The sequence below is a fragment of the Streptomyces sp. NPDC058375 genome (assembly GCF_042723425.1).
In the GTDB taxonomy this organism is placed as follows: Bacteria; Actinomycetota; Actinomycetes; order Streptomycetales; family Streptomycetaceae; genus Streptomyces; species Streptomyces durocortorensis.
This window is the reverse complement of sequence record NZ_JBHXJG010000189.1, coordinates 1-14,639: the sequence shown is the minus strand read 5'-3', so window position 1 is coordinate 14,639 and position 14,639 is coordinate 1. Positions and strand designations below refer to the sequence as shown.

Here is a 14,639-nt window from a genome sequence, read left to right as displayed (position 1 = left end):
CCCGCCCCGCTCCCCCGAGGCCTAGGCCTCTTCGTCGTTCACCCAGCTCATGAGCTTGCGCAGCTCACGGCCGGTGGTCTCCAGCAGGTGGTCGCTGTCGGCCTTCTTGTACTCGTTGTACTTGGGCAGACCGTTGTGGTACTCGGCCATCCAGTTCTTGGCGAAGGTGCCGTCCTGGATCTCGGCGAGGACCTTCTTCATCTCGGCCTTGGTGGCGTCGGTGATGATCCGGGGGCCGGTGACGTAGTCGCCCCACTCGGCGGTCTCCGAGATGGACCAGCGCATCTTCTCCAGGCCGCCCTCGTACATGAGGTCGACGATGAGCTTCAGCTCGTGGAGGCACTCGAAGTACGCGATCTCGGGCTGGTAGCCGGCCTCGGTCAGCGTCTCGAAACCGGCCTTGACCAGGGCGGCGGTGCCACCGCAGAGGACGGCCTGCTCACCGAACAGGTCGGTCTCGGTCTCCTCGGTGAAGGTGGTCTTGATGACGCCGGCGCGGGTGCCGCCGATGCCCTTGGCGTACGAGAGGGCGAGCTCCAGGCCCTTGCCCGAGGCGTCCTGCTCGACGGCCACGATGCAGGGAACGCCGCGGCCTTCCTCGTACTGGCGGCGGACCAGGTGGCCGGGGCCCTTGGGGGCGACCATGCAGACGTCGACGTTGGCCGGCGGCTTGATGAAGCCGAAGCGGATGTTCAGGCCGTGGCCGAAGAACAGCGCGTCGCCGTCCTTGAGGTTGTCCTTGACGGACTCCTCGTAGACCTGGGCCTGGATCGGGTCCGGGACGAGGATCATGATGACGTCGGCCTCGGCGGCCGCCTCGGAGGGGGTCACCACGCGCAGGCCCTGCTCCTCGGCCTTGGCCTTGGACTTCGAGCCCTCGTGCAGACCGACGCGGACGTCGACGCCGGAGTCGCGGAGCGACAGCGCGTGGGCGTGGCCCTGGCTGCCGTAACCGAGAACCGCGACCTTGCGGCCCTGGATGATGGACAGGTCGGCATCGTCGTCGTAGAACAGCTCGGCCACTGGGTCTTCTCCTTGGTGTGCAGGTGTTACGTCCCACCGTACGGCGGGGTGCGTCGTATGCGTTGTCGGGTCTCGCCATGCGAGCGGGGCCGGGGGCTCCGCGGGTCCGCTCAGGCCGAGCGGTCGAGGGCGCGCAGGGACCGGTCGGTGATCGAGCGCGCGCCGCGCCCTATGGCGATGGTGCCGGACTGGACGAGCTCCTTGATGCCGTACTGCTCCAGCATCTTGAGCATCGCCTCCAGCTTGTCGGCCCCTCCGGTCGCCTCGATCGTGACGGCCTCCGGGGAGACGTCGACGGTCTTGGCGCGGAACAGCTGGACGATCTCGACGATCTGGGAGCGGGTCTCGCTGTCGGCGCGGACCTTCACCAGGACGAGCTCCCGCTGGATCGCAGCGGACGGCTCGAGTTCGACGATCTTCAGGACGTTGACCAGCTTGTTGAGCTGCTTGGTCACCTGCTCCAGGGGCAGGCCCTCGACATTCACGACGATGGTGATGCGGGAGATGTCGGGGTGCTCGGTCGTACCGACCGCGAGCGAGTCGATGTTGAAGCCGCGTCGGGAGAACAGGGCGGTGATCCGGGCGAGGACACCGGGCTTGTTCTCGACCAGGACGGAGAGCGTGTGCTTTTCGGACATGGGAGTCGTTCTCTCTCTGTCTCTCAGTCGTCTTCGTTGTCGCCGAAGTCGGGGCGGACGCCGCGCGCGGCCTGGACCTCGTCGTTGGAGGTGCCGGCGGCGACCATCGGCCAGACCATGGCGTCCTCGTGGACGATGAAGTCGATCACGACGGGGCGGTCGTTGATGGAGTTGGCCTCTTCGATGACCTTGTCCAGGTCGGCCGGGTCCTCGCAGCGGATGGCGTAACAGCCCATGGCCTCGGACAGCTTGACGAAGTCCGGGACGCGGGTGCCCTTGGCGGCGTTGCCGTCCGCGTCCGGGCCGGAGTGCAGCACGGTGTTGGAGTAGCGCTGGTTGTAGAAGAGGGTCTGCCACTGGCGGACCATCCCGAGGGCGCCGTTGTTGATGACGGCGACCTTGATCGGGATGTTGTTGAGCGCGCAGGTGGTCAGTTCCTGGTTGGTCATCTGGAAGCAGCCGTCGCCGTCGATGGCCCAGACCGTGCGGTCGGGCATGCCGGCCTTGGCGCCCATCGCGGCGGGGACCGCGTACCCCATCGTTCCGGCGCCGCCGCTGTTGAGCCAGGTGGCGGGCTGCTCGTAGTCGATGAAGTGGGAGGCCCACATCTGGTGCTGGCCGACGCCCGCCGCGAAGATCGTGCCCTCGGGGGCGAGCTTGCCGATGCGCTGGATGACCTGCTGCGGGGAGAGGCTGCCGTCCTCGGGCAGGTCGTAGCCGAGCGGGTAGGTGTCGCGCCAGCGGTTGAGGTCCTTCCACCACGCGGTGTAGTCGCCGGTGTGGCCCTCGGTGTGCTCCGCCTGGACGGCCTGGACCAGGTCGGCCAGGACCTCGCGGGCGTCGCCGACGATGGGCACGTCGGCGGTGCGGTTCTTGCCGATCTCGGCGGGGTCGATGTCGGCGTGGACGATCTTGGCGTACGGGGCGAAGCTGTCCAGCTTGCCGGTGACGCGGTCGTCGAAGCGGGCTCCGAGGGCGACGATCAGGTCGGCCTTCTGCAGCGCGGTGACGGCGGTGACCGCACCGTGCATGCCCGGCATTCCCACGTGCAGCGGGTGGCTGTCGGGGAAGGCGCCGAGCGCCATCAGGGTGGTGGTGACGGGCGCTCCGGTCAGCTCCGCGAGGACCTTCAGCTCGGCGGTGGCCCCGGCCTTCAGGACGCCGCCGCCGACGTACAGCACGGGGCGCTTGGACTGGGTGATCAGCTTGGCGGCCTCGCGGATCTGCTTGGCGTGCGGCTTGGTCACCGGCCGGTAGCCGGGCAGGTCCTGGGTGGGCGGCCAGCTGAAGGTGGTCTTCGCCTGGAGGGCGTCCTTGGCGATGTCGACGAGGACCGGTCCGGGGCGGCCGGTGGAGGCGATGTGGAAGGCCTCGGCGATGGTGTGCGGGATGTCCTCGGCTTTGGTGACCAGGAAGTTGTGCTTGGTGATCGGCATCGTGATGCCGCAGATGTCGGCTTCCTGGAAGGCGTCGGTGCCGATGGCCTTGGAGGCGACCTGGCCGGTGATCGCGACGAGCGGCACGGAGTCCATGTGCGCGTCGGCGATCGGGGTGACCAGGTTGGTGGCGCCGGGGCCCGAGGTGGCCATGCAGACGCCGACCTTGCCGGTGGCCTGCGCGTACCCGGTGGCGGCGTGGCCGGCGCCCTGCTCGTGGCGGACCAGGACGTGACGGACCCGGGTGGAGTCCATCATCGGGTCGTAGGCGGGGAGGATCGCGCCGCCGGGAATGCCGAATACCGTGTCGGCGCCGACTTCCTCGAGAGAGCGGATGAGGGACTGCGCGCCCGTGACGTGCTCAACGGTGACGGACGGCTGCCCGCCGTTACGGGCGCGCGGCTGCGGGTGGTGGGCCCCGGTGGCCTGCTCGGTCATCGGCATTCTCTTCTCGAAGCTGAGGGTTTTCGCGGGTGTTTTGCAGCGTTTTGAGAGGTGTCAGTGCAACAAAAAACCCCTCGTGCCGTGAGGCAAGCGAGGGGAGCGCGCCGGGTGCGGTCCGCAGAGTGTCGTGGAGTGACTCTGCTTCAGCCGACGCGCTTTCCAAGTACGAGAATTCGGGTGCGCATGGCATTGACCCTCTCTCCGGCACGCATGGCGTGTCAAGTGGGTGGGACGGGCGTCTCAGTATGTGATCCGGTGAGCAGCGGGATCGAGCCGCCCGCCATCACCGGTCGGGGGCTGGGAATGCCCGGCACGGGAAACTCCCCGCGGACCAGGGCGCGGCGCAGTCGGTACTCGTCGAGCGGGCCGGAGAAGGCCATCCCCTGGCCGTGGGTACAGCCCATGGCGCGCAGGGCGAGGACCTGCTCGGGCACGTCGACGCCGTCGGCCACGGACTGGAGGCCGAGGTCGCAGGCGATCCGCAGGAGGCCGCTGGTGATCTTGTGCAGCCTGGCCGATTCGACCACCCCCTCCACGAGGTTCCGGTCGAGCTTCAGTACGTCGATGGGGAGCCGGCGCAGCGCGTTGATCGCCGCGAAGCCGCTGCCGAAGCCGTCGAGCGCGATCCGTACGCCGAGGCGGCGCAGGGCCACCAGGCGCTGCTCCAGGGCGTCGAAGGAGACGCGCGGGTCGCTGTCGGCGACCTCGATCATCAGGGCGCCCGAGGGCAGGCCGTGGCGGGTCAGCAGCGCCTCGATGGAGCCGGGGGGCGGGGCCGCGTCCAGCAGCCGGGCGGCGGAGAGCCGGACGGAGACGGCGACGGGGTGCCCGGCCCTGGCGCGGTCGGCGGCCTGGGCCACCGCCTCCTCCAGGAGCCAGCGGCCCAGCTCGGCGGTGCGGTCGTCGTCGCCGGAGACCCGCAGGAACTCGGCGGGGGTGAACAGGATCCCCTGGGCGGAACGCCAGCGGGCCTGGGCGGCGACGGCGGCGACGGACCCGCTGGCGAGGTGGACGACGGGCTGGTGCAGCAGGGCGAACTCGCCGTCGCGCAGGGCGGTGCGCAGCCGGGTGGCCAGCTCGGAGCGGCGTACGACGTCGGCCTGCATCTGCGGGGCGTACAGCTCGACCCGGTCCTTGCCGCCGGCCTTGGCGCGGTACATCGCGAGGTCGGCGTTGCGCATGAGGTCGGTGGGGCTGATGGCGGGCTCGGCGAAGGCGACCCCGATGGACGCGGCGACCCGGACCTCGCTGGCCCCGATCCGGTAGGGCTGGGAGAGGGTGAGGCGGAGCCGGTCGGCGATCTCGTGGACCTGGTATTCACGGGCGCCCTGGTCGCGGGTGCCGTCGCCCATGATGAGCGCGGCGAACTCGTCGCCGCCGAGCCGGGCGGCGGTGTCGCCGGCCCGGACGGAGTCCTGGAGACGGCGGCCGGCCTGGATGAGCAGTTCGTCGCCCGCCTGGTGACCGATGGTGTCGTTGACCTGCTTGAAGCCGTCGAGGTCGATGAAGAGGACGGCGGTGCCGGGGTCGCTCGCACGCCGGCCGCCGAGCGCCTGGCGGACCCGGGCGGTGAACAGGGCCCGGTTGGGCAGGTCGGTGAGCGGGTCGTGCTCGGCGTTGTGCTGCAACTGGGCCTGGAGCCTGACCCGTTCGGTGACGTCCCGGCTGTTGAGCAGGAGGCCGCCCTGGTGGCGGTTGACGGTGGACTCGACGTTGAGCCAGTCGCCGGCGCCCGAGCGGAAGCGGCATTCGATGCGGGTGGTGGGTTCCTCGTGGGGCGGGGCGGCGAGGAAGCGCCGCACCTCGTGGACGACCCGGCCGAGATCGTCGGGGTGGATGATCGAGGACAGCTCGGAGCCGACGAGCCCCTCCGCCTCACGCCCATAGACCCCTGCCGCGGCGGGGCTGACGTAGCGCAGGGTGCCGTTGGGCGCGGCGATCATGATGACGTCGCTGGAGCCCTGCACCAGGGAGCGGAAGTGGTTCTCCTTCTGGGCCAGCTCCTGGGTGAGGGAGATGTTGTCGAGGAGCATGATGCCCTGCCGGACGACCAGCGCCAGGACGACGGTGCAGCCGGTGAAGATGACGACCCGGTCCACCCGGCGGCCCTCGACCACGTTGTACAGGATGCCCAGGGTGCAGACGGCGGCGGCGAGATACGGGGTCAGGGCGGCCAGGGAACCGGCGATCGGGCGGCTGGCGATGGCCCGCGGGGGGCCGGGCCGGCCGGTCGGCCCGGCTCCGCGCCGGGCACCCCAGGGGGCGTAGGCGAGGAGCAGCGACCCGGCGAACCAGCCGGCGTCGAGCAGTTGGCCCGAGTGGTAGGTGGAGCGCAGCAGCGGCGAGGTGAACACCGCGTCGCTGAGCACGGTGAGCGCCAGGGCGGCGATGGCGGTGTTCACCGCGGAGCGGTTCACCCCGGCCCGGCGGAAGTGCAGGGCGAGCACCATCGAGACGAGCACGATGTCGAGCAGCGGATAGGCCAGCGAGAGGGCGGCGGGCGCCACGCTGGTCTCCTGGACGCCCGCCAGATGCGTGGTGTGCGCGAGGGCGAGGCTCCAGGCGAGCGTCAGCAGGGAGCCGCCGATCAGCCAGGCGTCCAGGGCCAGGCAGACCCATCCGGCCCGGGTGACGGGCCGTTTGGCGAGGACGAGCAGCCCGACGATGGCGGGCGGCGCGAAGCAGAGGAAGAAGACGTCGGCGAGGGAGGGCGTGGGCACGGGGATGCCGAGGATGACCTCGTACCACCCCCAGACGGCGTTTCCGCAGGCCGCCATCAGGGAGGAGAGCGAGAACAGCAGCCAGGCGGGCCGCAGCCGGCCCGCGCCCGTCCGCGCGTAGAGGAAGCAGGAGACCGCGGCGACCAGGGCTGCCGCGGCGAGGCCGAAGTCCCCCATGAAGACGGCGACTTGCGGTGATCCCCAGCCGAAGGCGGCACCCACCGAATATCCCGCGCAGACCACGCCGAGCAGGATCCGGGACCGCATCCCCGCGGAGCCGGACTCGGACCGCGGGGCGAGCAGGGCCCCCAGCGCGCTCACCGGAGGGCTCCCCGCCCCGGGCCTGCCGGGCAGCTGCCCCCCGGCGTCTGGCTCCTCGCGGGGCCCCGCCGACGCCGCTCGCTCCGGGGCGGCCGGGGCCGCTCCGGCACTGTCGTTCCGGGGCAGGGATCCGGCCATCGGCGGATGGTGCGCCCCATCGGCGCGGGCGGCCGCGACCGTCCGCCCGTCCGCGTCGGCTCGTCTCTCCATGGCCAGCACATCGCCCGTCGCCCCCTCGCGTTCCGGTGCTCCCCCCGCGCCGTCCCTTCCCGGCGCAGCCCCCCGGATCGGACGATACACCAGATCCGTCACTCAGGGCCATAGATTCTCTACGCTCCGTGACGAAAGGCGAGGTGAGCGGCACTGCGTGCATCCGGACCACCCCGTAGCGTGGCCGCGGCGGCGGGGTCAGCCGGTGGTGGTGACGACGTTGCGCACCGGCTCCCCGGCGGTGAACCGGGTGAGCTGGTCGGCCAGCAGCCGCTTGGCCCGCGGTTCGAACGCCGAGGTGCTGCCGCCCACATGAGGTGTGATCAAGACATTCGGAGCATGCCAGAGAGGATGGCCGGTGGGCAGGGGTTCCGGGTCGGTCACATCGAGGGCGGCGCGCAGTCGTCCGGATTCCAGTTCGGTCAACAGGGCCTTGCTGTCGACGACTCCGCCGCGGGCGACGTTGACGAGGAGGGCTCCGTCGCGCATCGCGGCGAGGAAGTCGGCGCCCACCAGCCCCTGCGTGGACGGGTTCAGCGGGGTGGAGAGGATCACGACGTCGGCCTCGGGCAGCAGCGCGGGCAGATCGTCGAGCGTGTGTACGGGACCGCGTGCGGTGGTCCGTGCGGAGCGTGCGACGCGCACCACCCGCGCGCACTCGAACGGGACGAGCCGGTCCTCGATGGCCGAGCCGATGGATCCGTACCCCACGATGAGGACGGACTTGTCGGCGAGCGCCGGGTAGAAGCCGGACCGCCACTCCTCCTTGTCCTGGCCGTGGACGAACCCGGGGAACCCGCGCAGGGAGGCCAGGATCAGCGCGAGCGTCAGCTCGGCGGTGGACGCCTCGTGCACCCCCTTGGCGTTGCAGAGCCGCACCCCGGCCGGCAGCAGTCCGAGGCCGGGTTCCACGTGGTCGATGCCGGCGGAGAGCGTCTGCACCACCTGGACGGAGCCCATCGAGGCGAGCGGACGCTGCGCGACCTCGGGGCCCTGCATGTAGGGAACGACGTAATAGGCGCAGTCGGCCGGATCGGCGGGGAAGTCCGGGCCCCCGTTCCAGAACAGGTAGTTGGGCCCTTCCGGGAGTCCGTCGATCTCCTCGGCCGGGAAGGGCAGCCACACGTCGGCAGTCGTCGCAGTCATGGTCAGGAGGCTATGCGACGGGTGTGCGCGTGCTCCAGGACGGCTGCGCGAAGACCCGGGGAGGTCAGAGGTTACTTTTGGGTGCGGTACGGCCCCGTGACCGCGGAGGTCCTAGGGAGGGTTCGGGGAGTTGGAGTGCAGGACTATCGGGGCGGCGGGGCTTGCCGTGGGTGCGGTCGGTCTCGGCTGCATGCCGATGAGCTGGGGTTACAGCGCGTCGCAGCAGCTCGGCGACCGTTCGGTACGGACGGTGCACGCGGCGCTGGACGCGGGCGTCCGGCTGCTCGACACCGCGGACATGTACGGCCCGTTCACCAATGAGCTGCTGGTGGGGCGGGCGCTGAAGGGCCGCCGCGAGGAGGCGTTCGTCTCGACCAAGTGCGGTCTGCTGGTGGGTGATCAGCACATCGTCGCGAACGGCCGGCCGGGATACGTGCGGCGGGCCTGCGACGCCTCGCTGCGGCGGCTCCAGACCGATGTGATCGACCTGTACCAGCTGCACCGGGCCGACCCCGAGGTGCCGGTGGAGGAGACCTGGGGTGCGATGGCGGAGCTGGTCACCGTGGGCAAGGTGCGCTCGCTGGGACTGTGCGCCGTGGGGGCGCGGGCCCCGCGCCGGTCGGGCGAGGGCCCGTTCGAGGGAACGATTCGGCAGTTGGAGCGGGTCCAGCAGGTCTTCCCGGTCAGCGCCGTCGAGGCGGAGCTGTCGGTGTGGTCGCGGGAGGCGCTGGCGGAGCTGCTGCCGTGGTGCGTGGCGCGCGGAGTGGGACTGCTGGCCGCGATGCCGCTGGGCAGCGGTTATCTGACCGGGACGCTGAAACCGGGGCAGGGGTTCGAGCCGGAGGATCTGCGGGCCAGGCATCCGCGGTTCACGGCCGAGGTGATGGCGGCGAACCAGCCGGTGGTGGCCGGTCTGCGGCGGGTCGCGGAGCGCCGGGGGGCGAGTGTGGCGCAGGTGGCGCTGGCGTGGGTGCTGCGCCAGGGTCCGCATGTGGTGCCGGTGCCGGGGGCGAAGCGGGAGCGCTGGGCGGTGGAGAACGCCGGGGCGGCACGGGTGGTCCTGGACGACCGGGATCTGGCGGAGATCGACGCCCTGCCCGCCGCCCGGGAGTCGTGGGACTGAGCGTCGCGGCCCGTACGGCGGGAGAATGGGCGGATCGGGAACTTCTGGATCGGCCCAGGTGTAGGAACAGGGTGTAGGAACCCGGTGCAGGAGCAGGTGGTCGGGCAACCGTCGAAAGGATCGGTTCCGTGCGTGGTGCTCTGTTCGGACGTGTGCAGTCCCCGGCCGTGCGCAGAGGGGCGGTGGCCGCGGTGGCGTCGGCCGCCCTGCTGCTGTCCGCCGCGTGTTCCGGCGACGGGGACGGGGACGGTGGCGCGTCCGGCCGGCCCGCCGGTTCCCCGACCGCTACGGGGGGCTCCGCTCCCCCGGCCTCCCCGGGCCGGTCGGCGGACCTGCCGCCCGAGAAGGGTTCGGCGAAGGTCGTCTCGACGCTGACCGAGGACCTGAAGTCGCCCTGGGGTCTCGCCGCGCTGCCGGGCGGCGATCTGCTGGTGTCCTCGCGGGACGAGGGCACGGTCCACCGGATCGACGGCGAGAGCGGGAAGAAGACGCTGCTGGGCTCGGTGCCCGGGGTGTCCCCGGCCGGCGAGGGCGGGCTGCTCGGGCTCGCCGTCTCCTCGACGTTCGGCGCGGACCAGCTGGTGTACGCCTACTTCACCACCACGTCCGACAACCGGATCGTCCGGATGAGCTACGACGAGAAGCGCCCGGCGGGGCAGCAGCTCGGCGCCCCGGACACCGTGCTGCGGGGTATCCCCAAGGGCAGCATCCACAACGGCGGCCGGATCGCCTTCGGCCCGGACAAGATGCTGTACGCGGGCACGGGCGAGGCGGGGGACACGGAGCTGTCCCAGGACAAGGAGTCGCTGGCGGGCAAGATCCTGCGGATGACCCCCGACGGCGAGCCGGTGCACGGCAATCCGGAGGCGGACTCGGTGGTGTATTCGTACGGCCACCGCAATGTGCAGGGGCTCGCCTGGGACAAGGAGAAGCGGCTGTGGGCCGCGGAGTTCGGGCAGAACACCTGGGACGAGCTGAATCTGATCGAGCCCGGCGGGAACTACGGCTGGCCCGAGGTGGAGGGCGAGGAGGGCGAGGACGGGTTCATCGACCCGGTGGCGCAGTGGAAGACCTCGGAGGCCTCCCCCAGCGGGATCGCGTACGCGGAGGGCTCCATCTGGATGGCCGGACTGCGCGGCGAGCGGCTGTGGCGGATTCCGCTGTCGGGCGAGAAGGCGGAGGAACCTCATGCCGACCCCCAAGCGTTCCTGGAGGAGGAGCACGGCCGCCTGCGCACCGTGGTGAGTGCGGGGAGCGACCGCCTGTGGCTGGTCACCAGCAACACGGACGGACGGGGCACGCAGAAGCCCGGGGACGACCGGGTCCTCCAGGTGGAGGTGGAGTAGCGGGCCGGCGCCGCCCTACGCCGCCGGGTAGAGCCTCAGGCGGTGGGCGAGGGCCGCTGCCTCGCCCCGGCTGGAGACGCCGAGCTTGGCCAGGATGTTGGAGACGTGGACGCTCGCGGTCTTCGGGGAGATGAACAGCTCCTCGGCGATCCGGCGGTTGGTGTGTCCGGCCGCGACCAGCCGGTGCACGTCCTGCTCACGCGGGGTCAGCCCGAAGGAGGCCACGGCGGCGATGGCGGGGTCCTGCTCCTCGGCCGGTGAGGGCTCGGGGGCGTCACCGGCCGCGTCGGTCAGGACGGCCGGGTGGATCCCGGTGTCGTGGCCGGGTGCCGCGCCGGAGCCGTCCAGGGTGATGCGGGCGCGGGCCGCCAGCTGTTCGACCGCCTCGGCGAGCGGGCGGGCGCCGAGGTGGCGGGCGGTCTCCAGGGAGCGGTGCAGCAGGGCCGTGGCGGTGGACCGGCCGCCGGGGGCGATGAGCAGGGATTCGGCCCAGCGGCGGTGGATCTGGGCCAGTTGGTACGGGCGGCACAGCGGCCCGAAGGCTTCGGCGGCGCGGGCCCAGTCGTCGGGGGTGTCCGCGCCCTCCGCGCGGGCCAGCTCCGCCTCGATGAAGACGCCGTAGGCCACCCATACGGGGACGAGCATCGGAAGGTTCTTCAGACACCGGCGGATCAGGGCCAGCAGCTCCGGGCGGTCCGGTTCGGCGGCGGGCAGTCCGCGGTGGTCCGCCTCGATCATGGCGGCGGTCTGGAGCAGCGGCAGGGCGTAGCGCTGGGTGCCGGGCGGGAAGCCGGGCCGGGCCAGCTCCTCGAACGCGGCCCGTGCCTCGGCGAGCCTGCCCTGGGAGACGGCCAGCACCATGCCGTGCCGGACGGGGTCGACCAGGTGCTGGTGCTGCGGATCGCGCTGCCCGAAGTGCTTGCGGACCAGGGCGAGCAACTCCTCCCCCTCGGCGAGATCCCCGCGGGCGACGGCCAGTTCGGTACGGCGGAGGGCGGCGAGGCCTTTCGACTTGGGGCCCAGCGCCAGGCGGGCGGAGGACGCGGCGGCGGCCTCGCTCTGGGGCCAGTGCCCGAGGGAGAACAGGGACTGGGACTGGTTGGCGTACACCCAGGCCCCGGAGTCGGCCAGGCCGTGGCTGTGGCAGATCTCGATGCCGTGGTCGGCGGCGGCGACGGCCTCCAGCGAGCGGCCCATCGCCTCCAGCGAGGAGGGCAGGTTGACGCTGACCCGGCCGAGGAGGTTCATCAGGTGCAGCTTCTCGGCGCGGTCGCGGACGACGTACATCTCGGCGAGGCCGTCCTCGACTCCGCCGGCGTCCGCGGTGAGCCAGCCCCGGGTGAGGCGGGCGTGCAGCTCGATGTACTCGTCGCCGACGAGCCGGGCGTACTCCACGGCGCGGTCGCTGTCGGCGAGCGCCTCCGGGCCCGGCCGGTGCAGCGCCTTCCAACTGGCCACGTTGGTCAGGACGTCGGCCTGCACGGGGGACGGCGGCAGTCCGCGCACCCGTTCCTGCGCGGTGGCCAGCTCCTCCCAGCCGTCTCCCTTGTCGAGCCCCTGCACCAGTCGGCTGCGCTGCACCAGGAACCAGGCCTCGCGCAGCGGGTCGGCCTCGGACTCCAGGACCCGCATGGCCTTCTTGGAGATGGCCAGGGCGCGTTTGCGGTCGCCGCCGAAGTGGGCGGCGACGGTGGCCTCGGCCATCACGTCCAGATAGCGCAGCGGCGTGTTCTCCGGGTCGCGGCCGGAGCCCGGGTAGACCTCCGCGTAGTCGAAGGGGCGCAGGGTGGCGCGTACCGCGTCGGGGACGTCGTCCCAGAGCTCCATCGCCCGCTCCAGCAGCCTCAGTTGCTCGGAGTAGGCGTAGCGGCGGCGGGCCTCGACGGCGGCCCGGAGGACGGCGGGAAGGGCCTTGGGGGCGTCGTGGGCGGCGTACCAGTAGCTGGCGAGGCGGGTGGCGCGTTCGTCGTCCCGGACGAGGGAGGGATCGGCCTCCAGGGCTTCGGCGTACCGGCGGTTGACGCGGGTGCGTTCGCCGGGCAGCAGGTCGTCGCTGACGGCCTCGCGGACGAGCGAGTGCCGGAAGCGGTAGCCGTTCGTGTCGGGCGCGGGTTGCAGCAGGTTGGCGCCGACGGCCGCGCGCAGGGCCTCGTCGAGCTCGTCCTCGCCGAGGCCGGCGACGGCGGCGAGCAGTTCGTGTTCGACGAAGGAGCCGCCCTCGGCGACGATCCGGGCGACCCGCTGGGCGTGCTCGGGAAGCGCCTCCACGCGGACGAGCAGGAGGTCACGGAGCGATTCGGTCAGTCCGGAGCTGTCGCCGCAGCACTCCAGGGAGCGGGCCAGCTCCTCGACGAAGAAGGCGTTGCCGTCCGAGCGGTCGAAGATCTCGTCGACGAGTGCGGCCTCGGGGATCTCGGCGAGGATCCCGGCGAGCTGGCGGCCGACCTCGTCGTGGCTGAACCGGTCGAGTTCGACGCGGGTGACGGTGCGCAGCCGGTCCAGCTCGGCGAGGAGCGGGCGCAGCGGGTGGCGGCGGTGGATGTCGTCGGCGCGGTAGGTGCCGACGACCATGAGGCGGCCGGCGCTCAGGGTGCGGAAGAGATAGGCGAGCAGATGCCGGGTGGAGGCGTCCGCCCAGTGCAGGTCCTCCAGGACGAGGACGACCGCCCGGTCGGCGGAGATCCGCTCCAGCAGCCGGGCGGTGAGTTCGAAGAGGCGGGCGGTGCTGTGCTCGTCGGTGGCGTCCCGGTGGGCCTCGCCCAGCTCGGGCAGCAGCCGGGCCAGCTCGCCCTCCTGGCCGGCGACGGCGGCGGCCATCTCTTCGGGCAGGGCCCGCCGCAGGGCGCGCAGGGCGGTCGGGAAGGGGGCGAACGGCAGCCCGTCGGCCCCGATCTCGACGCAGGATCCGACGGCCACCACGGCGTCGCGCCGCTCGGCGGCCGTGACGAAGTGCTCGACCAGCCGGGTCTTGCCGACGCCCGCCTCGCCGCCGATCAGCAGGGCCTGGGGGTCGCCGGACGCGGCCCGCCCGAGCGCCTCGGTGAGCGAGGCGAGCTCCTCGGCGCGCCCGACGAACACGGGGCTGACTGACCTGGTCTCCACGCGGCCGAGCATCGCATACGCGTACGAGGCGGCGGGCGCCTTTTCGCCAAGGGTGATCATGCTCGCGGCGTGCCCGGCGTGGGTCTGTCCCGATGCGTCCGGTGCTGCCGCGCCCGGTGTGATCGGGTCCGGTGTGATCGGGCCCGGCCCCGCCGCGCCCGGTGCCGTCGTGCGCGGTGCCGTCGTGCGCGGTGCCGTCGTGCCCGGTGCCGTCGTGCCCGGTGCCGTCGTGCCCGGTACGGAGGGGGCGTCGGCGGGACCGGGGTCCGGCGCGGGGTTCGTCCCGGGCCGGGCCATCGTCAGGCGGCCGGGGCGAAGCGGTTGCGGTCCTCCTCCCTCACCTTCCCCTCGGGGTCACCGCGTCCGGTACGGCGGGCGGCCCGGCGGGTGCGGCGGGCCCGGCCGATCTCGCGCTCGGCGTCGGCCCGGCGGATCAACTCGGCGGAGGTGTAGCGGTAGAGCTCGTACTCGTACATGCGGTGCCCCTGACTCCTGGTCGTGGCAGCGGACCGGAGGGGTACTCCGGCCGGTCGGCCGGGGCCCTGTGTCCGCTGTGTGTCCACTGTCGTCGGCCAGGAGGGGGCGCCGCATCGGTCGAGTTCCGCATCTTCGCGGCGGTGGGGGCCTTAGGCGGGCCCACCCCGTGTCCGAGGGGCGGGCGAGGGCCTTAGGACCGGCCCTACGGGGCCCTTGCCCGGGGCCTACGCCCGGAGTCAGCCGGCGGCCGGGGCGCCCGCGCTGGGCAGGGCGGCGAAGAGGTCGAAGTACATGCCCGCGGAGATCAGCACGCCGAGGACGCCGAGGGCGACGCCGGCCAGCGCGACGGCGCGGACCCAGGTGGGCTGCGGCTTCTCGGAGGGGGTGCCGAAGGCGGGGCGGACCAGGACGAAGACGCCGACGAGCAGGGCCAGCACGGCGAAGACGCCGTTGATCAGGGCGGTGGCGTGCCAGGCGTCCCCGTAGATCTCGGAGATCTGCTGGGCCGGGCTGCCGCCGCCGGAGGTCTTGATCTGGCCGATGAGCGTCTCGCGCTCGGCGGCGACCCGGCCGGTCCACGCGCCGGTCAGGGCGACGACGCCGAGCGCGGCGGAGACGACGGCCGCCGCGCCCGCGCCGACGCCGTGCCGGGC

At 72.3% G+C, this 14,639-nt stretch carries 9 protein-coding genes and 1 pseudogene; 2 read left to right on the top strand and 8 right to left on the bottom strand.

Features of this window, described 5'->3' with window-relative positions:
• Window positions 1-21 precede the first annotated feature (21 nt).
• From ilvC to ACFWM7_RS25470, 5 genes are all read right to left on the bottom strand, one after another.
• Window positions 22-1,023: a ketol-acid reductoisomerase gene (gene ilvC, locus ACFWM7_RS25490; RefSeq protein ID WP_030078942.1), complete on the bottom strand. Its 1,002-nt coding sequence runs from the start codon at window positions 1,021-1,023 to the stop codon at window positions 22-24.
• 110 nt (window positions 1,024-1,133) lie between these two features.
• Window positions 1,134-1,661, bottom strand: coding sequence for an acetolactate synthase small subunit (gene ilvN, locus ACFWM7_RS25485; protein WP_006127785.1), 528 nt, complete (start codon window positions 1,659-1,661; stop codon window positions 1,134-1,136).
• Between the two features lie 23 nt (window positions 1,662-1,684).
• Window positions 1,685-3,541, bottom strand: coding sequence for an acetolactate synthase large subunit (locus tag ACFWM7_RS25480; RefSeq protein ID WP_383264390.1), 1,857 nt, complete (start codon window positions 3,539-3,541; stop codon window positions 1,685-1,687).
• A gap of 218 nt (window positions 3,542-3,759) precedes the next feature.
• A complete protein-coding gene (locus ACFWM7_RS25475; RefSeq protein WP_383264396.1) occupies window positions 3,760-6,582 on the bottom strand; it encodes a putative bifunctional diguanylate cyclase/phosphodiesterase in 2,823 nt (940 codons plus the stop codon).
• Window positions 6,583-6,990: 408 nt separating this feature from the next.
• Window positions 6,991-7,938, bottom strand: a complete 948-nt coding sequence (locus ACFWM7_RS25470; RefSeq protein WP_383264388.1) for a 2-hydroxyacid dehydrogenase — start codon at window positions 7,936-7,938, stop codon at window positions 6,991-6,993.
• A 166-nt stretch (window positions 7,939-8,104) separates the two neighbouring features.
• Between ACFWM7_RS25470 and ACFWM7_RS25465 the strand changes: the two genes are divergently transcribed.
• A complete protein-coding gene (locus tag ACFWM7_RS25465) occupies window positions 8,105-9,061 on the top strand; it encodes an aldo/keto reductase (RefSeq protein WP_383264393.1) in 957 nt (318 codons plus the stop codon).
• A gap of 128 nt (window positions 9,062-9,189) precedes the next feature.
• Window positions 9,190-10,407, top strand: a complete 1,218-nt coding sequence (locus ACFWM7_RS25460; RefSeq protein WP_383264385.1) for a PQQ-dependent sugar dehydrogenase — start codon at window positions 9,190-9,192, stop codon at window positions 10,405-10,407.
• A gap of 15 nt (window positions 10,408-10,422) precedes the next feature.
• Here the strand turns inward: ACFWM7_RS25460 and ACFWM7_RS25455 are convergent, their stop codons facing one another.
• From ACFWM7_RS25455 to ACFWM7_RS25445, 3 genes and pseudogenes are all read right to left on the bottom strand, one after another.
• On the bottom strand, window positions 10,423-13,569 hold the full coding sequence (locus ACFWM7_RS25455; protein WP_383264382.1) for an AAA family ATPase: 3,147 nt from the start codon (window positions 13,567-13,569) through the stop codon (window positions 10,423-10,425).
• 239 nt (window positions 13,570-13,808) lie between these two features.
• The gene (locus ACFWM7_RS25450) at window positions 13,809-13,985 is read right to left on the bottom strand and encodes a hypothetical protein (protein ID WP_383264380.1); all 177 of its coding nucleotides are present in this window, start codon (window positions 13,983-13,985) and stop codon (window positions 13,809-13,811) included.
• Window positions 13,986-14,222: 237 nt separating this feature from the next.
• Window positions 14,223-14,639, bottom strand: a pseudogene (locus ACFWM7_RS25445) (hypothetical protein); the annotation flags it as partial.